General features: G+C 39.7%; 22 protein-coding genes. 17 read left to right on the top strand and 5 right to left on the bottom strand.

Annotated elements, in window-relative coordinates; translation table 11 throughout:
* The 9 genes from AC1DVK_RS12310 to AC1DVK_RS12270 form a co-directional block, all read left to right on the top strand.
* The coding region (locus AC1DVK_RS12310) for a transposase (RefSeq protein ID WP_328151323.1) at positions 1-124 on the top strand (124 nt) is incomplete at its 5' end.
* Between the two features lie 464 nt (positions 125-588).
* Complete coding sequence (gene desA / locus AC1DVK_RS12305) at positions 589-1635, top strand: Delta(5) desaturase DesA (RefSeq protein WP_477626571.1); 1047 nt, start codon at positions 589-591, stop codon at positions 1633-1635.
* A 94-nt stretch (positions 1636-1729) separates the two neighbouring features.
* Positions 1730-2851, top strand: coding sequence for a sensor histidine kinase (locus tag AC1DVK_RS12300; protein ID WP_089361922.1), 1122 nt, complete (start codon positions 1730-1732; stop codon positions 2849-2851).
* Positions 2852-2863: 12 nt separating this feature from the next.
* Positions 2864-3472 carry a response regulator gene (locus AC1DVK_RS12295; RefSeq protein WP_410863958.1) on the top strand — a complete coding sequence of 203 codons (609 nt, stop codon included), beginning with the start codon at positions 2864-2866 and terminating at the stop codon, positions 3470-3472.
* Positions 3473-3596: 124 nt separating this feature from the next.
* Positions 3597-4118, top strand: coding sequence for a peptide-methionine (S)-S-oxide reductase MsrA (msrA, locus tag AC1DVK_RS12290; RefSeq protein ID WP_477626570.1), 522 nt, complete (start codon positions 3597-3599; stop codon positions 4116-4118).
* A 456-nt stretch (positions 4119-4574) separates the two neighbouring features.
* Positions 4575-5270, top strand: coding sequence for a response regulator transcription factor (locus AC1DVK_RS12285; RefSeq protein WP_089361920.1), 696 nt, complete (start codon positions 4575-4577; stop codon positions 5268-5270).
* A complete protein-coding gene (locus AC1DVK_RS12280; protein WP_477626569.1) occupies positions 5267-6622 on the top strand; it encodes a sensor histidine kinase in 1356 nt (451 codons plus the stop codon). Before AC1DVK_RS12285 ends, AC1DVK_RS12280 begins: the two co-directional genes overlap by 4 nt.
* A gap of 64 nt (positions 6623-6686) precedes the next feature.
* Entirely contained in the window at positions 6687-7235 is a 549-nt protein-coding gene (locus AC1DVK_RS12275; RefSeq protein WP_284469294.1) for a PepSY domain-containing protein, read from the top strand.
* Positions 7236-7450: 215 nt separating this feature from the next.
* Positions 7451-7939, top strand: a complete 489-nt coding sequence (locus AC1DVK_RS12270; protein ID WP_477626568.1) for a tetratricopeptide repeat protein — start codon at positions 7451-7453, stop codon at positions 7937-7939.
* 248 nt (positions 7940-8187) lie between these two features.
* Here the strand turns inward: AC1DVK_RS12270 and shc are convergent, their stop codons facing one another.
* The 3 genes from shc to AC1DVK_RS12255 all read right to left on the bottom strand — a co-directional run bounded on the left by shc (position 8188) and on the right by AC1DVK_RS12255 (position 12676).
* On the bottom strand, positions 8188-10083 hold the full coding sequence (gene shc / locus AC1DVK_RS12265) for a squalene--hopene cyclase (protein ID WP_477626567.1): 1896 nt from the start codon (positions 10081-10083) through the stop codon (positions 8188-8190).
* Between the two features lie 174 nt (positions 10084-10257).
* Complete coding sequence (locus AC1DVK_RS12260; RefSeq protein ID WP_477626566.1) at positions 10258-11913, bottom strand: M14 family metallopeptidase; 1656 nt, start codon at positions 11911-11913, stop codon at positions 10258-10260.
* 361 nt (positions 11914-12274) lie between these two features.
* Positions 12275-12676: a DUF1450 domain-containing protein gene (locus AC1DVK_RS12255; RefSeq protein ID WP_477626565.1), complete on the bottom strand. Its 402-nt coding sequence runs from the start codon at positions 12674-12676 to the stop codon at positions 12275-12277.
* Positions 12677-12867: 191 nt separating this feature from the next.
* On the opposite strand from AC1DVK_RS12255, the gene AC1DVK_RS12250 reads away from it, so the two are divergent.
* The 5 genes from AC1DVK_RS12250 to ltaS all read left to right on the top strand — a co-directional run bounded on the left by AC1DVK_RS12250 (position 12868) and on the right by ltaS (position 19826).
* Positions 12868-13818, top strand: a complete 951-nt coding sequence (locus tag AC1DVK_RS12250; protein WP_477626564.1) for an ABC transporter permease — start codon at positions 12868-12870, stop codon at positions 13816-13818.
* A complete protein-coding gene (locus AC1DVK_RS12245) occupies positions 13811-14758 on the top strand; it encodes an iron chelate uptake ABC transporter family permease subunit (RefSeq protein WP_125159746.1) in 948 nt (315 codons plus the stop codon). Before AC1DVK_RS12250 ends, AC1DVK_RS12245 begins: the two co-directional genes overlap by 8 nt.
* On the top strand, positions 14752-15510 hold the full coding sequence (locus AC1DVK_RS12240) for an iron ABC transporter ATP-binding protein (protein ID WP_477626563.1): 759 nt from the start codon (positions 14752-14754) through the stop codon (positions 15508-15510). Before AC1DVK_RS12245 ends, AC1DVK_RS12240 begins: the two co-directional genes overlap by 7 nt.
* A 213-nt stretch (positions 15511-15723) precedes the next feature.
* Complete coding sequence (locus AC1DVK_RS12235; protein WP_477626576.1) at positions 15724-16668, top strand: siderophore ABC transporter substrate-binding protein; 945 nt, start codon at positions 15724-15726, stop codon at positions 16666-16668.
* A gap of 1187 nt (positions 16669-17855) precedes the next feature.
* Positions 17856-19826 carry a lipoteichoic acid synthase gene (gene ltaS / locus AC1DVK_RS12230; protein WP_410862043.1) on the top strand — a complete coding sequence of 657 codons (1971 nt, stop codon included), beginning with the start codon at positions 17856-17858 and terminating at the stop codon, positions 19824-19826.
* A gap of 56 nt (positions 19827-19882) precedes the next feature.
* Here the strand turns inward: ltaS and AC1DVK_RS12225 are convergent, their stop codons facing one another.
* Together AC1DVK_RS12225 and AC1DVK_RS12220 are read right to left on the bottom strand one after the other, a co-directional pair.
* Entirely contained in the window at positions 19883-20503 is a 621-nt protein-coding gene (locus AC1DVK_RS12225) for an RraA family protein (protein WP_477626562.1), read from the bottom strand.
* 362 nt (positions 20504-20865) lie between these two features.
* Entirely contained in the window at positions 20866-21045 is a 180-nt protein-coding gene (locus AC1DVK_RS12220; protein ID WP_061465512.1) for a hypothetical protein, read from the bottom strand.
* Between the two features lie 119 nt (positions 21046-21164).
* On the opposite strand from AC1DVK_RS12220, the gene AC1DVK_RS12215 reads away from it, so the two are divergent.
* The 3 genes from AC1DVK_RS12215 to AC1DVK_RS12205 all read left to right on the top strand — a co-directional run bounded on the left by AC1DVK_RS12215 (position 21165) and on the right by AC1DVK_RS12205 (position 24239).
* On the top strand, positions 21165-21494 hold the full coding sequence (locus tag AC1DVK_RS12215; protein ID WP_318682446.1) for a DUF948 domain-containing protein: 330 nt from the start codon (positions 21165-21167) through the stop codon (positions 21492-21494).
* A gap of 486 nt (positions 21495-21980) precedes the next feature.
* Positions 21981-22502 carry a YhcN/YlaJ family sporulation lipoprotein gene (locus AC1DVK_RS12210; RefSeq protein ID WP_410862047.1) on the top strand — a complete coding sequence of 174 codons (522 nt, stop codon included), beginning with the start codon at positions 21981-21983 and terminating at the stop codon, positions 22500-22502.
* Between the two features lie 228 nt (positions 22503-22730).
* On the top strand, positions 22731-24239 hold the full coding sequence (locus AC1DVK_RS12205) for a spore germination protein (protein WP_410862048.1): 1509 nt from the start codon (positions 22731-22733) through the stop codon (positions 24237-24239).
* The last annotated feature ends 1 nt before the right edge of the window (position 24240 follow it).

The following is a 24240-nucleotide window of genomic DNA, read 5'->3' as shown; positions in this document are numbered from 1 at the left end:
TGGTATGCGTTGGACAACTTTAAGGGGACTTAAAAAATTGTCGATGCAGGCGATGCTTACTTTCGCTGCCATTAATTTAAAGAAGATGGCCAATTGGACATGGCGAGGTCCAAAAATGGCCTAACATAGTGGGCTCGTAGAGCCCCAATCTCCTAACTTCAGGCAAAAATTCAAAGGGAATCTCAAAAAGGGGTTCGGAATTTTTAATTCCGAACCCCTTTTGTCTACAAACTGGGATTCGCCAGATGGCGGATCTTTTTTTTGATCGAATATTTACTGCTTATTTATTTGGAATCAGGAATTTATGTGTGGATTGATTGATGGGACTTTGAGTGAATTTATCATTTTTTTAAGGGTGAAAATGATAATTAAGGAAAAAATACGTGTGAAAAGTGATGAAGTAGACAAGTATATGACATTTGTAATGCCAGCCAATTGACGTTTATGACTATAGAAGATCAATGATTATTCCTATACTTAAATAGAGAGTAAGATGTTAAACACCAATTATGGTATTCGAAATATGTAAGCTGAACCAATCCATTTAAACACTCCATGTTTCTATATAAAATTTATGAGGAGGAAATCATGAGTAATCAAAAACAATTAAGAAAAGATGTTGCCCCTTTTGAAAAATCCAATACTAAATCAAGTGTGAAGCAGCTTATAAATACATTTCCGCCATTTTTCCTGTTATGGTTTTTAGCTTATCAAAGCTTAACCATCTCATATTGGCTGACCCTTGCATTGGCCGTTTTGGCTGCAGGATTCGTAGTCAGGATTTTCATCATTTTCCATGATTGCTGTCATCAATCGTTCTTCAAAAGCAGAAAAGCGAATAACGTCCTGGGTACAATCAGCGGAATCGTCACATTATTTCCGTATGAGCAATGGAAGCATAGTCATTCCATACATCATGCAACAAGCAGTAATTTAAACAAACGCGGTACAGGAGATATCTGGATCATGACCGTTGATGAATATGTAGCCGCTTCATTCTGGGGACGTCTGGCTTACCGTTTATATAGAAATCCGATCGTCATGTTTGGATTAGGTCCATTCTATCTATTCCTTGTTTCGAATCGTCTGAATAAAAAAGGCGCAAAAAAGAAGGAACGCATGAATACGTATTTGACAAATGCCGCAATCGTGGTGATTTATGGTTTGTTATGCTTGGCTATCGGATGGCAGGCATTCCTGATGATTCAGGTACCGCTTCTTTTTGTAACTGGATCCCTGGGCATCTGGCTGTTTTATGTACAGCATCAGTTCGAAGATTCTTATTTCGAAGAGGAATCGGAATGGGATTATGTGAAGGCTGCCATTGATGGAAGTTCTTATTATAAACTTCCGAAGGTTTTACAATGGGTAACTGGTAATATCGGTTTTCACCACGTGCATCATCTTAGTCCAAGAGTGCCGAACTATAATCTGGAAAAAGTCCATGATTCCACCCTGCCTTTGCAGCAGGCAACGACAATCACCCTTAGTTCAAGTTTAAAATCACTTCGATTCCGCCTTTATGATGGGGAAAACAAGACGTTTGTAAGTTTTAAAGAGATAAAGGAACGTCTAAATGAGAAAAAATCAAAGTTGGAAATGAATAATAAACGTCCAAGTCTTCAAGGGAAATAAATAGTTAATCAAAAAACCATTCAATTTCCATTGGATGGTTTTTTGATTAAACACCTTAGTATATACTAGGAGAAAAAGAAATAGAGGCGGCGCCATGCAAAGTTGGTATCATATCTTTCCTAAGAACACAGGGCTGAGCCCTTATGTCTGGATCATTTTTTGTATCCTTCCTTTTTACTTCATTTTCAAATCTTCATCGATGTTGGAGACTGTCTTTGGAATCGTCATGATCATTTTGTTTTTCATATCATATGGTCTCTCATTCGTTTCGAAGGGATGGCCCGTATACGTATGGACGGCTATACAAATAGTCATATCCATATCCATGACCATATTTTTCAGCTACATTTACTTTTCACTCTTTTTAGCATTCTTTATTGGGAATGTTCAAAATAAGGTTGGCTTTTTCGTATTATATTCGATCCAGCTATTAGCCACCATCGTATCTGTCAATATTGGATTCATCATGAAAGACCCTACCTTCTTTTCGCAATTTCCCTTTATGCTCATTTGTGTAGTGGGCGTGATCCTTCTCCCATTCAACACATATAATCGGAATAAACGTGATAGGCTGGAAGAACAATTGGAAGATGCACATAAAAGAATTTCCGAGCTTGGCAAAATGGAAGAACGCCAGCGGATTGCCCGTGATCTACATGATACACTTGGACAAAAACTTTCTTTGATTGGCTTGAAAAGTGACCTTGCAGGGAAATTGATTGATTTAAAACCGGAGTCGGCTAAGAAGGAAATCAAGGATATCCGTCAAACGGCGAGGACGGCACTCAAGGAAGTACGGGAAATGGTGTCGGAAATGCGTGGGGCCAAGCTATGCGATGAAATCATCCGGGTCAAGCAAATATTGAAAGCGGCAGAGATAGACTTCAATTTGGAAGGCACAACGGAATTGCAAGATACTCCATTGCTTGTTGAAACGGTTTTAAGCATGTGCTTGAAAGAAGCTGTGACAAATATCGTCAAACATAGCTGTGCCGACTCATGTAATATCGTCATTGAAGAATTACAGACAGGAGTGACGATGAAAGTCCAAGATAATGGAGTGGGACTTTCACATAAATCAGAATTTTTTAAAGGCAATGGACTTCAAGGAATGAAAGAAAGGCTTGAATTCGTTAATGGCAGCCTGGATATTAAATCAACAGATGGAACTGCACTTTATATAAGGGTTCCGAATGCTATAAAAAATAATGGATAGGTGGGATTAACATTGATTAAAATCGTAATTGCTGAAGACCAAAGGATGCTGCTTGGCGCTCTAGGTTCTATCCTTGATCTGGAAGAGGATATGGAAGTTGTCGGAAAAGCGAGCAATGGGGAAGAAGCAATGAATCTCGTTAATCGTCTAAAGCCAGATATCTGCATTACGGATATTGAAATGCCAGTTAAAACCGGGCTTGATGTAGCGGAAGAGATCAAGGATCAGGGCCACCAATGCAAAGTCATCATTTTAACCACGTTTGCACGCCCTGGTTATTTTGAACGAGCCAGAAAGGCCGAGGTGGGTGGATATCTGCTGAAGGATAGTCCAAGTGAGGAACTGGCGAACTCGATCCGTGTCATCATGGACGGTCGGCGCATATATGCTCCTGAGCTGGTGGATATGGCTTTTGAAGAAGAAAACCCTTTGACTGAAAGAGAGTGTCAAGTGCTCCAATTAATTGCAGATGGTAAGAATACAAAGGAAATTGCCAGCCAGCTTTATCTGACCAATGGAACGGTCCGTAATTATATTTCGGTCATTCTTGATAAATTGGATGTAAGCAATCGCGTTGAAGCTATTGTAAGATTCAAGGAAAAGGGCTGGTCAAAAGATTGATCAAAGGGTACATCCCTTTTGGAGCGATTGGCTTGGAGGCTTCGTAAATCAAAAGACACAGTGTTAAGATTAGGATATGGTATATTAGATTTTATTACATATGTACAGGAAGGTGTTGACCATTATGCAAAAAGCTACATTTGCAGGAGGCTGTTTTTGGTGCATGGTGACACCATTTGAAGAACAACCCGGGATTGGGGGAATCATATCCGGTTATACAGGGGGACATGCTGAAAACCCTACTTACGAGGAAGTGAAGACGGGAACTACGGGACATTATGAAGTCGTCGAGATCACTTTCGATCCCCTGTTATTTCCTTATGAAAGACTGCTTGAACTATATTGGCAGCAAATCGATCCAACCGACGATGGCGGTCAATTCCATGACAGGGGAAGCCAGTATCGAACGGCCATCTTTTATCATGACGAAGCTCAAGAGAAACTGGCCATTGAAGCGAAAGAAAAGGTTGCAGCCAGCGGGAAATTCCGGAAACCCATCGTAACGGAAGTCCTTCCTGCCCAAACCTTTTATCCTGCCGAAGAATACCATCAAGGCTTTCATAAAAAAAACAAAGATGATTATAAAGCGGACCGTGCGAAATCAGGACGCGATGAATTCATTGACCAGCATTGGAACGGTGAATGAACTGGATCATTATTAAACGATCCAGTTCATTGACCAGCATTGGAACGGTGAATGAACTGGATCATTATTAAACGATCCAGTTGATTACAGGTATCGGCTCTCTTTCCGCTGACTGTCTGCCAAGCTTCCTCGCCGCAAGCGGCAGTGTGGTCTCGGCAAGCCAGTTATTCGGGATGAGGCCGTTCCGAACCCCATTTTGTCGACAAACTGTGACTATGGAAATATTCCATAGTCTTTTTATTATGGTTAGCCATTGATACTTAGGCTTAGCTATGGAGAAATTTTTAATGATTGTGAGGGTATGGTGTCTGTAAAGAACAACTTGGACTTTTCACATCCGATTCTTTTTTTTGACCTTTTAAAGTAATTATTTCATGGGATTTTTATGCAGAGTGTTCAATTTCTCATGATATTTTCATTTTTATTCAGTACACTAAGAGGTGGGTGGTGGTAATCATGAATAAAAGGATTTTAATAATAGAAGATGAAGAAAAAATCGCGAGGATCCTCCAGCTGGAACTTAATCATGAGGGTTATCTAACTGAATCGGCTTTTACCGGAAAGACAGGTCTGCAAAGGGCAGAATCCGAAGAGTGGGATTTAATCTTATTGGATGTGATGCTACCCGAGTTGAATGGCATAGAAGTACTTAGACGTTACCGGAAAAAGAATGGATCTACACCAGTCATTCTTCTAACCGCAAGGGATGCTGTACCAGACAAGGTGAATGGCCTGGACCATGGTGCGAATGATTATGTAACGAAACCGTTTGAGATAGAAGAGCTGCTGGCCCGGATCCGTGCTTGTTTTCGTACAAATGTACGTGAGAGCCAATCAGAAGGGAAAGCGGATGAACTTAAGGTCCATGATCTGCAATTGAGCCTTGGTACAAGGGACCTTCTCAGGCAAGGCAACAGGATCGAGCTGACTTCCCGCGAGTTCGATTTGCTGGTATATCTATTGCAAAATAAAAATCAAGTACTCTCAAGGGAGCAAATACTTACACATGTATGGGGATATGACTTTGCAGGGGATACGAATGTGGTTGATGTGTATATCCGTTATTTACGAAAAAAAATAGATTACCCCTTTGATTTGCAGCTCATACATACTTACCGCGGGGTAGGGTATAGCTTGAAGGAGCCGGTATGAAGATTCGGACGAAAATCCAATCGTACTCCAGTCTTTTTTTAAGCGTCATGCTTATATTGTTGAGTATCATCGTTTTAATCGCCTTTCTCTTGATATCTGTTGAGAGGGAAAGGGATCTGCTCGAAGATAAAGCTTCATTAATTGAAGAAAATATCCTGACGAAAGATTTGATTTCCGGTGATCCCGATTTAATGGAGCCGTATACCCCTGATGATGGAATGGTGCGGATATTTGGCACAGATGGAAGGTTGGTAAAATCGTTTACGGATGAAGAGGACCTTGAGGGGCTAGCGGTTAAATCCATTAATGAGAAAGGATTTGATTTTAGCAAAGCTGATGGGGATTACGTGTTGACCTACCGTTACGCATATCCCGAAGAAGGGAAGAAGCTAGGAATGATCGAGGTGACACAGCCGCAGGATACCCTCCTTGAAAATTTATCGACTCTTGCCCTCGTATTAGGTGGTGCATCCCTTTTTGTCATTCTTCTATCCATTTTTGCCGGTAAATGGCTGGCCAATCTAATCCTCAAACCCATATCGATCATGAGCGGGACAATGATGGAGATTGAGAAAAGCGGAGAATTCAAAAGGATACCGCTTTCGGATCAATCAAAGGACGAGCTACAGGTAATGGGGGTGTCATTCAACAGGATGATAGAAAGGCTTGAGCGGAATTATAACCGACAGCAGCAATTCCTTTCAGATGCTTCACATGAATTGAAAACACCGATTACGGTCATAGAAAGCTACTCCTCACTATTGAAACGCTGGGGAATGAAGGATGAGGCGATTCTGGAAGAGGCGGTGGAGGCAATCCATCATGAAGCCATCCGGATGAAACAGCTGACGGAACATCTACTTCAATCCGCTTCCCAAAGTGAACCTTCAAAGGATATTGAAGGAAAAGTCGAACTTATTTCGTTTTGTGAACAGATTGCCCAAACATTTAGAAGGACGGCAAACCGTGAAATAAAGATACAATCCGAGTTTAAGGAAATATATGCAATGGCCATTTCCAGCAAGCTTGAACAGGTGCTTGTCATCCTATTGGACAATGCCATGAAATATAGTGAATCGGATATACAAATCCTGATAAAACGGAGGGCTAATGAAATTTTCATTGGTGTTAAAGATCAAGGGGCAGGGATATCACCAGAACATCTACCGCATGTATTTGAACGTTTTTATCGCGTGGATTCATCAAGGGCAAGGAAAACGGGAGGCAATGGACTCGGGCTTTCCATCGCTCGAACACTTGTCGAGTCATTCGGAGGTAAACTGGAAATTCAAAGCGAAGTGGGAGAGGGGACGTTGGTGACTATTACTCTTTCTCATCAAATTCTAATCTAGCGCTCATGTTCGTTTCATGAATGATGTTTATTATTAAGGTAACAACTCAAAGGAGGAATTATTCATGAAAAAGCAGTGGGCTACGATAAAAGAAGGTATCATTCAAAAGAAAAAGGTAATCTTGACGGTTTCCATAGCTTCTGTATTGCTTTTCGGCGGTGCCGCTGGAACTGCGGTATATGCAGTCAATAAGAGTGCGTTATCTGAGGATGAGGCTATCAAAATGATTTCAGAAAAACTGGGCGGTAAGGTTACTCAATTTGAAAAGGATTGGGACCAGCCGATGACCTATGAGATGACCGTTAAAACGAATGAAGGCTATCAAGATGTAGAGGTCGATGCTGAAAAAGGAGAGATTCTTTCTCGGGAGATGGAAGACGAAGACGATGAGGATATGAGCACACAACAAGCAGTGGAAATTGCAAAAATCAGCATGGATCAAGCTGAAAAGATTGCCTTGAAAGAGGTGGAGGGTCAAGTGACGGATGCAGAGCTTGATTCAGAGAATGGCATACTTGTGTACGAGTTGGAGATAAACCAGGGACAAAAGGAATATGATGTAGTGATAGATGCCACTACGGGGAAAGTATTGAAAAACCAGTTGGATGATTAATCAATATCTAGAACTGAAATGTGTGAAGGATTTGCCAAGTGGCAGATCCTTTTTTATTCACAATGGCAATCTGATTGAAAAGTGAGGCCGATCCAGACTCCCATTTTCCTACATATAAATTTTGAATTACTCTTTCTCAGCCGATCTAAGAAGGTATTAAATGGGGGACTCGCGAATAGGGGCAATAAGGAATTTTATTCAATGGAGGAATGGCGATGGAGAGTTTAGAAAGGGCACTGATATTAAGGGGCAGGAAAGAATTCAAAAAATCCAATCAATTATTGATGGATTTGGCAAAGCAAAATCCAGAGGATGCAGTCATACAGTATCAGTGTGCCTGGAGTTTGGATATTCTAGGACTAGAGGTAAAGGCGGTGCTCCATTATGAAGCTGCCCTCAAACTAGGTTTGCCGGATGAGGACGCAAAAGGAGCCTACCTAGGGCTGGGGAGCACATATCGCACCATTGGGGAATATGAAAAATTAAAACGGACATTGGAAGCGGGGCTGGCAAAGTTTCCTGAGGATAGGGCTTTATTGGTATTCAGGGCCATGTCATTTTATAATTTGGGCCGACATGATCTAGCGATGGAATCCTTATTGAAAATAATTGCGGAAACCTCTAATGATCGAGAAATACAATCTTATGTAAAGGCCATAGAATTCTATAGTGATAAACTGGATAAAGTTTTCTTGGAATCGTAATCATTCATCCCCAAACTATCCACAAAGCGTGCATAAACAAGTCATTAATACATATTCGAAATGAATTAATCAACAAAATTCAACAAAAATGAAGGGAAATGTTTATCGATGACTTGTTTTTAGTCATTTTACAGGCAAAATAATGTGGATAACCTCGGGTTGTGGATAACTTTTCGTTGTTATTCACCCCTTTTCCACAGGTAATCCACATATTCACCTTTATATGATAAAAATCACTGAAAAAGCGATTAAGCATCCATGAATTTGTTTCTGTAGTGACTTAAGGCAAGTAGCGGGTAAATATAGCGATAGCTGTGATAATGGGTATACAAAACGCTTGCCATGAGCTGGCCTGCAGGATAGTCATTGGTCCAGTTTTCTTTTTGAGCTTCGCGGGTGAGATAGGTGATGCCCTTTTCAATTTCAGGTGTGGGTTTGTCAGATGTTGCAATCAACGCATCCACAGCCCAAGCCGTATGTGTCAGGGTACTGGTCCCGAGAGGCATATAATGCTGCTTGATGTCACTATAACAAGATTCACCCCAGCCGCCATCTTTATTTTGGATTTTCTTTAACCAGGAGATGGCCTTTTTGATGGCAGGATGTTCAGAGGAATGCCCTACGGCCTTCATGCCAGTCAGTGCCGACCATGTGCCATATAGGTAACATATTCCCCAGCGTCCGTACCAGGAGCCGTCCTGCTCCTGATTTTTCAAGAGCCAATCTACGGCCTTTTTGCTGACTTTCCCAGGTTTCTTCAAATTTGTATAGTTCCCTAGAAATTCAAGCGTCCTGCCTGTTAAATCAGCTGTCGACGGATCAGTCAAGATGTAATTTGATCCTTCGAAAGGAATGAGATGTACCCATTTAGGATCGCTTTCTCGTTCAAATGCGGGAAATCCTCCATCGTCATTTTGCATGGAAATTGTAAAGGCGACACCACGCTGCCAGCTGTCCAGATTATCAGGTCTTGTTTGCATTTGACCTGCAAGCGCCCGTAATGATGCCGTCGTATCATCTACATCTGGATTCATTGTATTCAAATCAGAGAAACCCCAGCCACCTGGGACCGCGTCAGGATTATGAATTAACCAATCTCCATACATATAATGCTGGCGTGACAGTAAATACTGATTGGCGGACTTTACAGTTTCATCTTTTGATGGCAGTCCGGCTTCTTGCAGGGCATAACTGATTAAGGATGTATTCCAAACATGTGCTGTTGTAAGTTGGATATGTGTGTGACCATCAACGGAACAGGACATTCCCTTCAAACCGGAAACAGCTTTTAGGATTACAGGATCTTTTTTCGAGTAGCCGGTTGAAAGTAGGGCAAAAATCATGAAAAAGGTAGGCCCAAAATAATTATACAACGTTCCGTCGGGTTCTAGCCGGTCGAGCATAAATCGTTTTGTGGTTTCTAGGGCCAAGGAATGAAGATAATCTGGATAACCAATTAAAGTTTTGACACCTGTTTGAAGTTTGGAAAAGAAGGAGCGGTATTCGTCGGTTCGATATTCCTTCCACACTTGCTCTTCAGACCGTTCCTCCCTTGTTTGATATAAATCTTTTAAACTAGGTGTGTTTGGGGACATGATCTGGAACCTTTTATGTCCTAGTAAAAGCAAAGGGACCATGGTGACACGGCCATATACGGATAGGTCATAAATGCTGAAGAAGAAGGTTGGCGGCAGTAATATAGCTTCGAGCGGGATCGGGAATAGGAGTGGCCATTTATATTGTCCAGTGATGGTGAGCATCATTTTAGTTAACATTTTGGCCTGTTTAATTCCACCCTTGGAAAGAATGAATTGTTTGGCTTTCCTCATATGAGGATCTTGTTTTTTTCGCAGTCCGCTATAAAGGAGACCATAATAAGCTTCAATAGTGACTGAAAGATTACCGTCTTTTTCATCATGGAAAAGTCTCCAAGAGCCGTTTTCCGTTTGTCTGCTTTCAATCCTTTTTACTAATGCCTCTATTAAAGAGGCATCTTCTATTTCTAAAACTTTAAGTAAAATAATCATATAGGCATCAGCTGTTATCCCAGTGTCAAAGGGATAATTCCAAGATCCATCTGCTGATTGGTCTTGTTTTAAGCGATGAATAAGGCGGTTCATTTCCAATTGCACATGCTGGTTCAAAGTCGTTCCCCCTCTTAAACACATCGTCCGTTTATATATATATTCAAAGACTCTCAACACATTCAAAAAATAAAGTCCGCCAATAGGCTTAAAAGTGAATTAAATAGGAGTTCAAAAATAAAACGCTTCAGCAACGAAAGCTGCTAAAGCGTTTTAGAAAGTAATCGAAATGCATTATTTAACTGGTAATGCTGATTGTTTCATGTAGCGGTAAATAGGTAATTCTCCGCCCTTAACAGCGGGAATGAAATTGAATGTCACGTAGCTGTCCATGCCTTCTGGTTCGAGGGCCAGGGAAATGAAGTTAGCGTCAGGTTGGTCCATGTTAAATACATAGGTTCCTTTTGGAAAAACCCGAGTTTTTGAAGTAACGGTGGTCGTGACTTCCCTTGTGGAATGTCCGCTTTCCAGTTCAGCGGAAACTTTTAGATCCTTGACCCTATAGTTTTCAACAGCTACTTTCATAGGTCTTTTTAGTTTTTTGACTTCTACTCCCAATAGCTGAAGTTTCTTGGCAATATCTTTATATTCGGGTGGAAGGATATAGGCTGTCGGACGATCTCTAACCAGCGTAGGGTAGGCAGCGGTAGAATCCAGCCAATCGATGGTGGTATCTACCTTTTTGGCTTTCGCTATATCGACCACTGTTAACCTTTGATTTTTCATTAATTTATTTTGGCTGGTGATGACAATTTTGTCATTATCATTTGCTTTTCTCCCTTTTTTCACCACTTCATTTTCCGCCTGCTTGACCACCTTTTTTACTTCATTGGCCTGATCAGCCGTCGTTTTAATGAAGGCAGCCTGAGCTGAAGCTTGTGCATAAACACGACGTTTGAAGTCAGTACGGCCGATATTGATACCCCTTGTTTCAATTAAATAGGTCATTGTATTTTTCAATCCGAGAGCGTTGCGACCGATGCGGGCTTCTGTGCTTCCTTCAGTAGCGGTAAGAATTCCAGTATCAGAAGTATCGAGTGTATAGTAATCATGATAGGAAAGCTTTTCTTTTTCCAATGCTTTGAAAACATTAGGTAAAAGCAGTTCATCGGATGCTTTTCGAAGCTGTTCCGGAATATTTAAATTCTTTGCAGATGAAATGAGCAGATCATAGGAAGCGATGGATCCATTTGCGCCTACCTTTTTAAGGGGAGCGGGGTTCACTGTATATTCATGTACATCAAGAATGACTTCAGGCCCATAATCATTGATGGTTTGATGAATAGTCTGTACTTCAGGATACTCCACTTTTAAATAGTCCCTATTCGCATCCATGTCATTTGCGGTAAAACGTTTGAAGTAATAGGAGCCATCTGGATTTACGCGTGGAACGATGGCAATGTTCACTTTATCGAGGACGTCACCAAGTTTTCCTTCGGCAAGCCATTGTGCAATGACTAATGTTGATTCACCTGAGGCGGGTTCATTGCCATGGATCTGACCTTGTATCCAAATCAATGGTTTACGGGAATCCTTATTGAGTTTTTTTGAATCCTTGCTGAAAAGAAGCATGGGGATGTCGCGTCCTTCTATTGATTTACCTATCGTCTTGACTTGGATGTTCTTATTTTTATGGGAGAGGGAATTGATATGACCAATCATTTCTTCTTGGCTCGTAAAAGCGATCTTGCCTTGTATAAAGGCAGGGGTCTTGAAAGAAACATTAGGTTCAGGGAAAAGGTAGGAGAGGTTATCAGGTTGAATATAGCTTGGACCATTTCCATAATAAGGGGTGAATTCTTCTGTCATTGCGATGGGGTTCTGGCTAGGCAATCCAGTGACAAGACCTAGGGTTACGAAAGAAACGATGGTAGGAATGATTTTTTTCACGGACGTCCTCCTATATATCTTTTTCCATAAATTATCATATATTAAGCTATATATACAGTATAACCGTAGGAACTAGAGAAAAACAGGAAGTATCTACTAGATCAATAAAGGCATTCCATGGCTTGCAGCCCAGTAAAACTCTCTCTGTCAAAAAAAGAGTGTGGATGTTTTTCGATTACATAAGGGAATGACTCTGATGCATAAACTTCCCAAGGGATTATCTTTCTAAGGGGAATGGTGGCAGAAAAAAAGTTAGTAATTACTTTTCGTAGTTATTCATCCCCTGGATTCTGTATACATAGAGGTAGATAGTTGAAATTTCCATAATAAAATACGGTTCAAGCAATTTGCTTGGCCCGTATCATTTCAATTCATCATATAACTGATTTAAAAGATTCCGTGCATCCTTGGCGTTCATTATCTGGCCATTCACTTTCGCATAGGGGGTTTGCTTACAAAGTTTACACTCACTTAAACATTCATATTCCTTATATTGAATCCTTGGATTCGCTAAGAATTTACCATAATCAGCAACCGTTTGTTCATCAAGGAAGCGGTCAAGATTATTTTGGCAAAATTCAATCTGGATTTTCCCTTTTTTTGTGAACACTTTAGATAGGAAGTTTTTCATCACATCGCTTCTTTCATTAGAAGAGTAAATATTTGTTATTATGATTTTATCACTTCCTGCAGCGAAATGCATGAGTGGTTCTTCCATTATCCGGAGTTTATCAAAGTAATTCCCTTGTATTTGTTGACACATGTCAAAGAAATGGTAGAATAAGAATGAATGATAATGATAATGAATCTCATTATCATGAATGTGAGAACCCTGTAACTATTGTCTCATGAACCTCATTTCAATAGGGGATTGTACAATAGTCTTTATTCATAAATTTTTAATTAAAAATATTATCGCTGTATTTACTGAGATAGGAAGAGTAGGAAATGTAGATGAAGATAAGATATTTAGTCATGTCGTTAATCGTTTTATCATTTACCTCATTATTCATTGGTGTAAAAGATATTACCCCCCTGGATATATTGGATCTAAGTGATGATAAAGTGCAAATCATGCTGCAAAGCCGTTTCCCCAGAATGATGACCATAATCATTGCCGGCGTGGTGATGAGTATAAGCGGTCTGATCATGCAGCAATTGAGCCGCAATAAATTTGTATCCCCTACGACTGCCGGTACCATGGATTCTGCAAGGCTTGGACTTCTTCTTGCCATTATCATTTTTCCATCGGCAGCACTTATTGAGAAAATGGCATTCGCTTTCATATTCGCTTTGGCAGGTACATTCTTGTTCATGAAAATTCTTGATCAAGTGAAATATAAGGATACGATTTTCATTCCATTGGTTGGTTTGATGTTTGGTAATATCGTCGGTTCCATCTCGACATTCTTTGCTTATAAGTATGATTTGATTCAAAGCCTCAACACATGGATGAATGGTGATTTCTCGATGATCATGTCGGGAAGGTACGAACTAATATATGTAAGTATCCCTTTAGTCATTCTCGCATACTTCTTTGCCAATAAATTCACTGTGGCAGGGATGGGTGAGGAGTTTGCTATTAATCTAGGGCTGAATTATAAACTTATAGTCAATTTTGGGCTGATCATCGTGGCATTATCCTCCACTGTTGTCCTGTTAACGGTGGGAACGATTCCTTTCATAGGATTGATCGTACCAAATATTGTATCCCTTTACCTTGGTGATAATTTGAAAAAGAGTCTTTCTCATACAGCGTTGCTAGGGGCAGTATTCCTATTGATCTGCGATATCCTGGGCAGGATCATCATATATCCATTTGAAATTCCGATTGGACTCGTGGTTGGTGTGATAGGAAGCGCCGTATTTATCTATCTGATAATGAGGAGAAAGGCATATGAATAATAAAAGTAAGATCATTATATTAGCTGTTCTGGCAGCAGCTTTAACGGCAGGTTACATATTTTGGGACCTTGGCCCGAATTGGGATTATGCACTGCCGAGAAGGGTCATAAAAATCATTGCCATCATCGTGGTAGGTTGTGCGATAGCCTTTTCAACAGTGATTTTCCAAACGGTTACGAATAATAAAATCCTGACACCAAGCATTTTGGGACTGGACTCCATGTATATGCTGATCCAAACTGGAGTGATTTTCCTCTTCGGTTCAACGCATATCATGATCATGAATAAAAATCTCAATTTCCTGGTTACACTTACGGCCATGCTTATTTTTTCCAGCCTGCTGTTCAAGTTCATGTTCAAGAAAAACCGAAATATTTACTTTCTATTGTTGATCGGTATCATATTCGGGACCTTATTCGGCAGCATGTCTTCCTTTATGCAGGTATTGATTGACCCGAATGAATTTCAAATGATACAAAATAAAATGTTTGCCAGTTTCAATAATGTCAACACTGACCTGTTAACATTAGCGATTATCCTCATGATAGCGGCAATGATATATTTTATGAGATTTTTGAAGTATTTAGATGTCATGTCACTAGGGAGGGACCAAGCCATAAACTTGGGTGTGGATTACGATTTTGTAACGAAACGGGTTTTAATCGTCGTCACGATTTTAATTTCCATTTCAACTGCCCTGATCGGTCCAATCACGTTCCTCGGATTACTTGTTGCAAATGTGGCTTATCAATTCATTAAGTCCTATCAGCATAAACATATCATCCCGGGTGCAATGCTGATTAGTGTGATTGCCTTGGTCGGCGGTCAATTCATTGTAGAGAGGATCTTTACGTTCTCTACCACCTTGAGTGTCATTATCAACTTTGTCGGCGGTGTCTATTTCATCTATCTTCTATTAAAGGAGAATAAATCATGGTAGAAGTGAAAAATTTATTCAAAAAATATAATAGTAAAACGGTTGTCGAGGATGTTTCCATTGAAATAACGAAAGGGAAAATCACATCTTTCATCGGTCCTAATGGAGCGGGGAAAAGTACAGTCCTTTCAATGATCAGCCGGCTCATTACCCGGGATTCAGGGGAAGTCCTGATTGAGGGGAAGGATATGGGGAAATTCAATAGCAATGAACTTGCTAAAAAGATTGCCATCTTAAAGCAGGCTAACCACATCAATATCCGTTTAACGATTCGTGAACTTGTCGCCTTTGGCCGTTTTCCTTATTCACAAGGTAAACTGACTAAAGAGGATTGGAAGTATGTCGATGAAGCGATTGAATATATGGAACTTGGCGAAATGCAGGATAAGTTTCTTGACCAGCTTAGCGGCGGGCAACAGCAGCGGGCATTCATTGCCATGGTTATTGCTCAGAATACGGAGTATGTACTTCTTGATGAGCCTCTGAACAATCTTGATATGAAGCATTCCGTCCAAATCATGAAGGTATTGAGGAGATTGGCCGATGAATTAGGGAAAACGGTCATAATCGTCATTCATGACATTAATTTTGCATCCTGTTATTCCGACTATATTGTCGCATTGAAGGATGGCAAGGTTGTTCATAATGGACCTACCGAACAAGTGATCAGCTCCGAAGTATTAAAGGAAATCTATGATATGGATATTGAAATCCAAAATATCAATGACAATAAGATCTGTGTGTACTTCACGTAAGAAAAAGCCATTTGGTTTTAAATTACTTCAGTATTCGTAGCCGTCTCAGATTCACTTCATACGCTCATTAGGCTGTTAAAAGTTGGCGGGCGCCCAAGGTTTTTAGCCGCCTCCTGTTTATATCCAGGGAAAGCGATGCAGGTGAATTCTGTGAAGGTGAGGATTCAATCTGTAATTTTAAATAAAAAAATACTTTTCGAGGTGACCATGATGATTAAGAAGTTATCTTTACTGCTTTTAGTTGCAATGCTGGCTGTAGTGGCTGTAGCTTGCGGATCAGTTAAGGAAAAAGAAGAATCAGGTACGAAAAAAGAAAGTGCTAAAAGCGAAGAATTTACGGTTAAGCACCTACTAGGCGAAACGAAAGTAAAAACAAACCCTAAAAAAGTTGTTGTATTCGATATGGGTGCTCTTGATACTCTAGATAAATTGGGTGTGAAAGTAGCAGCTGTTCCTCATGATGGCCTTCCAAAATATCTTTCTAAATATAAAGGTACAACTGAAAATGCCGGCGGTTTAAAAGAACCTGACTTCGAAAAGATCAACGAGATGGCTCCTGACTTAATACTGATTTCTGGCCGTCAAACTGAAGCATATAAAGAATTAAGTAAAATTGCCCCTACTGTTTATGTAGGTGTAGATACTGCAAATTATATGGAATCCTTTAAAGAAAATGTAACACTTTTGGGTAAAATCTTCGATAAAAAAGACGAAGCGGCTAAAGAATTAGCACGTGTTGATGAAAACATTAATGCTTTGAAAGAAAAAGCTCCGAAGGATAAAACTGGTTTAATCGTTCTTGCTAGCGGTGGAAAAGTAAGTGCTTATGGACCGGATTCAAGATTTGGAATTATCCATGATGTATTCGGTGTACCTGCTGTAGATGATAAATTGGAGGTATCTACACATGGTCAAAGTATTTCATTCGAATACATTGCTGAAAAGAATCCAGACTATCTATTCGTTGTAGATAGAGATGCGGTTGCCGGTGATGGAGCTGCAGCAAAAAAAACTGTTGAAAATGACATTGTAAAAAATACAAAGGCTTTTAAAGAAGGAAACATCATTTATCTTGATCCTAACTACTGGTACTTATCTGGCGGCGGTTTAGAATCTGTTGATGAAATGGTTAAAGAAGTTTCTAAAGGGCTTAAGTAATTAAATATAGTTTAAAAGCAAATCCTGCCCTCGATTTAGGACAGGATTTTTTTTATTTTTTATAATAAAGCTGAATGAAAGTATATATAATAACAAAGGGAAGAAAAGAAATCACTTAAGGAAACCAATAATGCCGGTTACAACAGCTTGTAAGGTCTTCACACTCAATAAAGGGAAAATGAATAGGACAAGGTTCATATTAGACCCTGTTGTAGCTGCTAGGGCTTATATGGGCGGCTACCGAAAGAAAATAACTCTTCAGCCAAACAAATAACAACGTAAAAAAAATAGTTTCTTCCTATTATAATGTCAACTGCATTGATGCTTGATGCAGTTTCTGGTTCCGGTCTGGTTTTAAATTGTAATTTAAGTGAACATTGGTAAATAGATTGGTAAATAATCTTAAAAACTAATACATGAACATTCATGAAAACTAAGAGTAATTGAATCTCCATCATACTAATTACTTCAAGTAATATAGGCAAATTTGGTGTCATTTACTATCAGGAGAAATTAATTCAATAAAAGTAGATCAACTGAAGTCAAGACGGGAATGATGTCGATATAACGCGAAATGAGTTTACGAAACAGGCCTCAAAAACTTTTGTTATTTTATGGGATTTTAACTTGAGAGGATGCAGTAAATGAACGGGTTAACTTAGCAGGCTTTTGGTTCTTACAGATGAATAGAAAGTGCGGGGGAGCGATGCATCAATGTAATCGTCAATCAAATTTCAGATGTCGAATTATCGGGAAAGAAATCCTCTAAACATCTAATAGCATTCAATGATTGAAGGTTTATATCTTTACATATTTTGTAATGTGCTGGTGTTTTTATAAAGAGTCGTTTATAATGATAAAAGCCTGAAGGAAGTTAAACTAAATAGTGACGGTGATCCACAGTAACCCAAAAAAGTTACGGTGATATTTATTGGATTAAGACATGGAATTCCTATATATTTGTTATAGAAAATCAAGACGGTCGAAACTCTGTTACTTTTTCAAAAGTTGTTCATAAGCTAAAGAAGTGTTCTGGATCATAAGGGTTATTGATGTGACAAAAGGTGGTTTGCACAGTCTTGACTATCTGATTGAAAGAATGCTATCATAAGGTTTCCGATTTTCCGTCTTTTGTAAGTATGTAAAAATTTATATAAATAAACCACTAGATTAATAGAGGTGAGAGCATGAATAATTTTCTTAAAAAAAGCCGGCATTTATTTGCAGATAACATACTAGGCTTTTTCTTTATTGCGGTAGTCTTGTTTTGGATAAAAACGTATATTGGATATCGAGTTGAATTCAACTTAGGTATTGAGAATGGACTACAACAGTTTTTGCTATTCATAAACCCGATTAGTTCAGCCATTTTATTCTTTGGGTTGGCATTACTGGCGAAAGGTAAAAAATCGTTTAAATGGATCATCGGATTGAACTTATTGATGTCCTTATGGCTATTCTTCAATATTGTTTACTACCGTTCATTTACCGATTTCATTACATTACCAACCTTGACACAAGTGCAAAATAATGCCGGGGATTTGGGACCGAGTATTTTAGAATTATTTAAATCCCATGATGTATTTTATTTCCTTGATACGGCACTTTTGATTGTGTTGTATAGTTTCAAAGACTTTAAAGTGGAAAACTTCAAAGTCAAACGCCGTACGGTTGGAATGATTTATCTTGCAGGGCTTGCAATTTTTGCTATTAATTTAGGACTTGCTGAAAAGGATCGTCCGCAATTATTGTCAAGAACATTCGACCGGAATTATATTGTCAAATATCTGGGTATGTTCAACTATACGGTATATGATGCCGTTCAGAATACTAAAACGTACGCTCAGCGTGCAACTGCAAATAGCACGGATATCGCGGAAGTGGTCAATTATACGAAGGCAACAAGCGCTGAACCGAACCCTAAGTATTTTGGTGCAGCAAAAGGTAAAAATGTCATATACCTGCATTTGGAATCCATGCAGAATTTCATGATCGATTATAAGTTGAACGGGGAAGAAGTAACTCCATTTCTAAACTCACTTGCACATGAGAAGTCAGATTTCATGTACTTTGATAACTTCTTCCATCAAGTAGGCCAAGGTAAAACGGCAGATGCTGAATTCATGCTTGAAAATTCCCTGTTCGGTTTACCACAGGGGGCAGCATTCACAAACCGAGCCCAAAATACGTATCAAGCGGCACCTGCGATTTTAGGAGAAAAAGGATACACATCTGCTGTTTTCCATGGTAATTACAAATCTTTCTGGAACCGAGACCAGATGTATAAGGCTCTTGGGTTCAATCAATTTTTCGATGCAAGCCATTATAATATGGAGAATAAAGAAGAAGTGCTAAGTTATGGTTTGATGGATAAACCTTTCTTTAAAGAATCGATTCCAATGTTAGAAACGCTTAAACAGCCTTTCTATACAAAATTCATAACGGTATCTAATCATTTCCCATATGCCATGGACCAGGACAAGGCAACAATCGGTAAGCAAACGACAGGTGATGCTTCCGTTGATAATTACTTCCAAACTGCACGCTACGCAGACGAAGCGCTTAGGGAGTTTTTCGTTTATCTGAAGAAATCCGGTCTGTATGATAACTCAGTAATCGTTATGTATGGCGATCACTATGGTATTTCGGAAAACCATAAAGAAGCCATGTCAAAAGTGCTTGGCAAGGATGTTGGCGCATTTGAGAACGCCCAATTGCAGCGTGTACCATTATTGATTCATGTTCCAGGTGTTAAAGGCGGGGAAATGCACCAATACGGAGGACAGATTGACCTTCTCCCGACTTTATTGCATTTGTTAGGAATTGAATCTAAAGATTATGTACAATTCGGTTCTGACTTATTGTCTAAAGATCATAATGAAGTTGTACCTTTCAGGAATGGTGATTTTGTAACACCAGATGTTACTTCCATTAAAGGAAAATACTTCGATACGAAAACAGGAGAACTGGTCAAGGAAAATGATGACATCCGCAATTATAAAAAGAGAGTTGAAAAGATGCTCAATTTATCCGACCAAGTGGTGAACGGTGACTTACTCCGTTTCTATACTCCAAAGGGTTTTAAGCCAATTAACCCTGCTGATTATGATTACACATATAATGAAGAAGGTTCAAAGGAATCCGATTCTGATAAATAAGCTGAAAAACAGGCAGGAAGCCATTGCTTCCTGCCTGTTTTTTTATATGCGTTAGATCATGCTTCATTGGTCATCATGGCAACATAATTTCTTATTTCTTCAGGCTTTCCCGCGTATTTTTCTGCACGCAGTTTATCTTTCATGATTTTATCCTTTGCTTTGATCAGGATTTCTTCACCCATGGATTGTGGCACGACAACGACTCCATCTATGTCCCCTATGATGATATCACCTGGAAACACTGTGACACCTCCACAGGAAATGGGGATATTAGTTTGCCCTACACCAGCCTTGCCACTTGAGGCAACCGTTGTCCCTTTACTGAAAACAGGGAAATTCATTTCTTTAATTGCTTCAAGATCACGAATGACTCCATCGACTACGAGACCGCCAATTTCCATGGTCTGCATCATGCCGACAACAAAGTCACCTGCTATTGCACGGTATGTATCACCTTTGCTGTCAACGACTATTATATCTCCAGGTCTTGCTTCGCCGATTGCTTTCAAGACGGCTGAATTATCACCGACGGGCATCTGTACGGTTAAAGCACGTCCGGCAAAATGAAACTTTTCTTTTAAGGGTTTAATCGCTGATTCCAGATTGTTCAATCCCTCCATTGCATCTGAAATGGCCGTGGTGGGCAAATTCCTAAACTGTTGAATGAGAGTATCCATGAATATGATTCCTCCTTGAAGGTTATGAATATAGTCTAATTATACACAAATTTCGTAATTTTCCATTTATTTTTGCTTATCGGTAAAATGGGAAATGTGATGAAGTTCTTCTGTCATAAGGGGGCAAGGCAAGTCAATGGTTTAATCAATCGATTGATTAAATTTTCATGTTCATGGAGTATCCTTTACACATCGCGTTTCCTACTTGTTCTGTATGTACTTCTATATAGCCTGTTTACTTCATTCGCCTATGTCATCAAGAGGGAAATATCTCAGTTATCCTGCCTCGAGCGACGGCGCAGTGAAGCGGTCCTTAAGTGGAACCGGTGTGAGGGAGATCACTAAAGAGTTTTCAGCAATCTTCAAAGCAGGAGCAAAACCAAGACGGAGGTTGCCAATGTAAGCCAAAGGGGGCTAAAAACTTCTGGATGAATGATCAAAAAAATGATTCCTGCTATAACGGCAGCCTGTTGTATGGTTATATGTCTAATGAAGTGTATTCCGGCTTTAAAACAGGCTTTAAGTAGAGGCATATGATTCATTTTCATTCCTCCTTTTTCTTTCAATAATATGACCAGGCATAAAAGAAAATACATGGGGATTCGTTTTCTGCTCAAGGATTACGGGTATAGTAAAGGTAAAATAAAAGGAGGAATCATAGGTGGTTATTGTATATATTAGTCTTGCCCTCTTTATCGGATCGATCATCTATTTCGCTTTTTTTGCTTTCAAAACATTTAAGGATTCCAAACCGACAATTGAAAGTGTGACTGAAACTGTTTCACGCATTCAGGCAAAAACGGATCAGATTAAATCAGAGACGGATCAACTCGCCATGACTCAGCAAGAAATCACAGAAGATGTTCAATATAAAAAAGAGGCTGTACAATATACGGTTGATGCCGCTAAAAAAACACCGGAACCTTTCAAAAATATTTGGTTTACCATAAAAGGCGACAAATGGAAGCTTAGAAATAAAAGTGATGCATAGGCGTTTGCCCGAATTTGGAAATGCACATGATATCGTAAAGTAATAAAAGATTTGTTGAAATTTTACCGGAATGGTTCAGGAGAAACGCGCAGGGATCTGCTTACACGGAGGGGAAAAAGCCCGAGAGGTTATGATTATGACCTATCGGGCTTTTTTTGTATTGGGAGAGGAAAAAGAGATGGCTTTGATTCAATTGTGATTGCGTGAATATTTAATATAGGCGATGAGTTTAAAATATAATGATTGCTGGCATGGTTATTAGTTTTTTTATCATCGGCGATAAAAATCATTGCATAGGGAACCCATTATGCCATTTGGACTCGAATAGGGGCTCCTGGGATCAGTTCTGGTAGGCATCATGTACGGTACGAGGTGCGTTTGGTGTTTTTTGGGTGAAGGTACTATCGGATTGAAAGTCACTTCTCATGAATAATCTATCCACTCCTCGTAAATAGTAATGTTAAACGTTTGAAAGGAGTGGAGAATATGAATTATAAGGCGATAGTATCAAGTGTGATGATGGTTTTAGTGATTACAGGTTGTTCTACTAATAATAAACAAGGTGCCAATGAAAATCTTGGCCTGAATCGTACGCATCAGGATAATGTAAAACATCCGACGAATGTAAGCGATACAAAGCGAAATATAAATAATGATAATGATAATAATGCAAACGATATGAGGGTCTCCGATGATATCTCAAATCGTGTTGAAGCCTTGAAGGAAGTAAAGGACGCCAGGGTCATCGTGACTGATAATAATGCATATGTTGGGGCAGTATTAAATGACGGCGGGGATAAAGATATCTCGAATGACCTTAAAGGCAGGATTGCAGATGCAGCAAGAGGAGCAGATCCATCGGTAGACAACGTTTATGTTTCGACAAACCCTGACTTTGTTCAAAGCATGCATAAGTATGCGAATGACATTCAGAATGGAAAACCCGTTGCAGGATTCGTTGATGAGTTCCGTAAACTTGTAACACGCGTTTTTCCAAGCCAAAAGTAATTGGCAAAGAGTTAAATGAATGAAGACGCAAAGGCTTATCCGTTAGATATCATGCTTTTTTAGGCATGGGATCCGGATAGGTCTTTTCCTATTTCAGGAAAAAACTAAAGGTAATCAGCAGCGAGTTGGTTTTTAGGATATCGGTGAATCATGACTAACTTTAAAGAGGGTGGTTACAATAATTGGGTAAACTAAAAAATTCAAGACAGGTAATGGGAGGCGGAATTAGTGAGGTTTTTTAAGGGAAGGAAGAAAACGGATGCAGCAGCCTTTCAGGTTACTTCCAAGGACTTTCAAGAACTTCTTAAAAAATTTGAAGCATCTAATGATTTTCTTACCTTCCAATTTCCGAATGAAGATGGCTATACCATCTCCTATTTCAGTTCACTGATTAGTGAACAACAGCTCCATGAACAAGTACTGGCTGTCATCTCTAATCAAACAAAGAAGGATCTTAAGCAATTAAAAAGCGATATTCCGATGGAAGATATGAAAGTGACGACTGATATAAACGTCATTCAAAGGTTGGTTTTGGCAGGATCGATCTTGATTCAATACAAGAAAGATGATGAAATGTGTTTGCTGATTCCTTGTGCTCACAGTGTGAAAAGGCAAACTTCCATACCCGAGTCGGAATATACAGTCGCTGGGCCTAAGGAGGCTTTTGTTGAATCGCTTGATACGAATTTGAATCTAATTCGCAATCGGTTACCCATTCCTGAATTGCAGTCCAAGGAATTTCGGGTTGGGAGCATCTCGCAAACCAGGTTAGTGGTGCTCTACATAGATGGGATTGTAAATCAACAGATCATCCATACAGTCATGCAGAGAATAGATGATATAGAGTATGATACGATCGTGGATATTTCGTTTGTAAACCAGATGATCACGGATAATCGGAATTCGATGTTTCCCCAACTGATTGATACGGAGCGGCCTGACCATCTGGCCAGTGTATTATCAGAGGGGAAAATAGGGATTATGCTGGATGGATCGCCTCATGCATTAGTTGGTCCCAACACCATCATTTCGTTCTTTTCTTCATTTGAGGATTATTTTCAAATTTGGAATCTTGGTACTTCATTCCGTTTGATTCGTCTTTTCGCAGTCCTGTTTTCCGTTTTATCTTCACCTCTGTATGTTGCCGTTTTAACCTATCATTATCTGGTGATCCCTACTGATTTGTTGCCAATCTTAATTTCATCAAGGGGAGTGATCCCTTTTCCGCCGATTTTGGAAGCGATCGTACTGGAAGGTACGATCGAATTGCTGAGGGAAGCAGCGGTTAGGCTGCCTGCTAAGGTGGGCTCTACCATCGGCATTGTTGGCGGTATAGTCATCGGTACAGCCGCTGTGGAAGCGGGATTTGTCAGTAATGTCCTATTGATGCTTGTCGCTTTGGCTGCCTTGGCTTCATTTACAGTGCCGATTTACCAAATCAGTAATACGATTCGCCTTATCCGCTTCCCTTTTCTAATTGCAGCGCAGTTATACGGACTGTTCGGATTAGCTTTATGCAGTGCATTCATTTTAAGTCATTTATTGAAATTGACTTCGCTTGGCAGTCCATACTTAGACCCTCTTTACCCGTTAAGGATTTATGACTTTAAAGATAGTCTAATTCGCCTCCCTTTTTCAAAGCAGACTAAACGCCCACAATTTCTGCGGACGGAAAAGCCACTAAGGATAAGGAGGAAGGAGGAAACTAATAACTCCCAAAGTGATATTGATGAATAAG

Source organism: Peribacillus sp. P4_B1 (assembly GCF_056402395.1).
The sequence above is the reverse complement of the archived record's forward strand: the minus strand, read 5'-3'. Positions and strand labels throughout refer to the sequence as shown.

Bases quoted from the DNA above. Each gene is read 5' to 3' on its own strand.
- AC1DVK_RS12300 (WP_089361922.1), top strand. From the start codon at position 1,730: ATGCAAAGTTGGTATCATATCTTTCCTAAGAACACAGGGCTGAGCCCT.
- msrA (WP_477626570.1), top strand. From the start codon at position 3,597: ATGCAAAAAGCTACATTTGCAGGAGGCTGTTTTTGGTGCATGGTGACA.
- AC1DVK_RS12240 (WP_477626563.1), top strand. From the start codon at position 14,752: ATGGTAGAAGTGAAAAATTTATTCAAAAAATATAATAGTAAAACGGTT.
- AC1DVK_RS12255 (WP_477626565.1), bottom strand. From the start codon at position 12,676: ATGTGTCAACAAATACAAGGGAATTACTTTGATAAACTCCGGATAATG.
- desA (WP_477626571.1), top strand. From the start codon at position 589: ATGAGTAATCAAAAACAATTAAGAAAAGATGTTGCCCCTTTTGAAAAA.
- AC1DVK_RS12245 (WP_125159746.1), top strand. From the start codon at position 13,811: ATGAATAATAAAAGTAAGATCATTATATTAGCTGTTCTGGCAGCAGCT.
- AC1DVK_RS12250 (WP_477626564.1), top strand. From the start codon at position 12,868: ATGAAGATAAGATATTTAGTCATGTCGTTAATCGTTTTATCATTTACC.
- AC1DVK_RS12225 (WP_477626562.1), bottom strand. From the start codon at position 20,503: ATGGATACTCTCATTCAACAGTTTAGGAATTTGCCCACCACGGCCATT.
- AC1DVK_RS12270 (WP_477626568.1), top strand. From the start codon at position 7,451: ATGGAGAGTTTAGAAAGGGCACTGATATTAAGGGGCAGGAAAGAATTC.
- AC1DVK_RS12220 (WP_061465512.1), bottom strand. From the start codon at position 21,045: ATGAATCATATGCCTCTACTTAAAGCCTGTTTTAAAGCCGGAATACAC.
- AC1DVK_RS12280 (WP_477626569.1), top strand. From the start codon at position 5,267: ATGAAGATTCGGACGAAAATCCAATCGTACTCCAGTCTTTTTTTAAGC.
- AC1DVK_RS12285 (WP_089361920.1), top strand. From the start codon at position 4,575: ATGAATAAAAGGATTTTAATAATAGAAGATGAAGAAAAAATCGCGAGG.
- AC1DVK_RS12275 (WP_284469294.1), top strand. From the start codon at position 6,687: ATGAAAAAGCAGTGGGCTACGATAAAAGAAGGTATCATTCAAAAGAAA.
- ltaS (WP_410862043.1), top strand. From the start codon at position 17,856: ATGAATAATTTTCTTAAAAAAAGCCGGCATTTATTTGCAGATAACATA.
- AC1DVK_RS12210 (WP_410862047.1), top strand. From the start codon at position 21,981: ATGAATTATAAGGCGATAGTATCAAGTGTGATGATGGTTTTAGTGATT.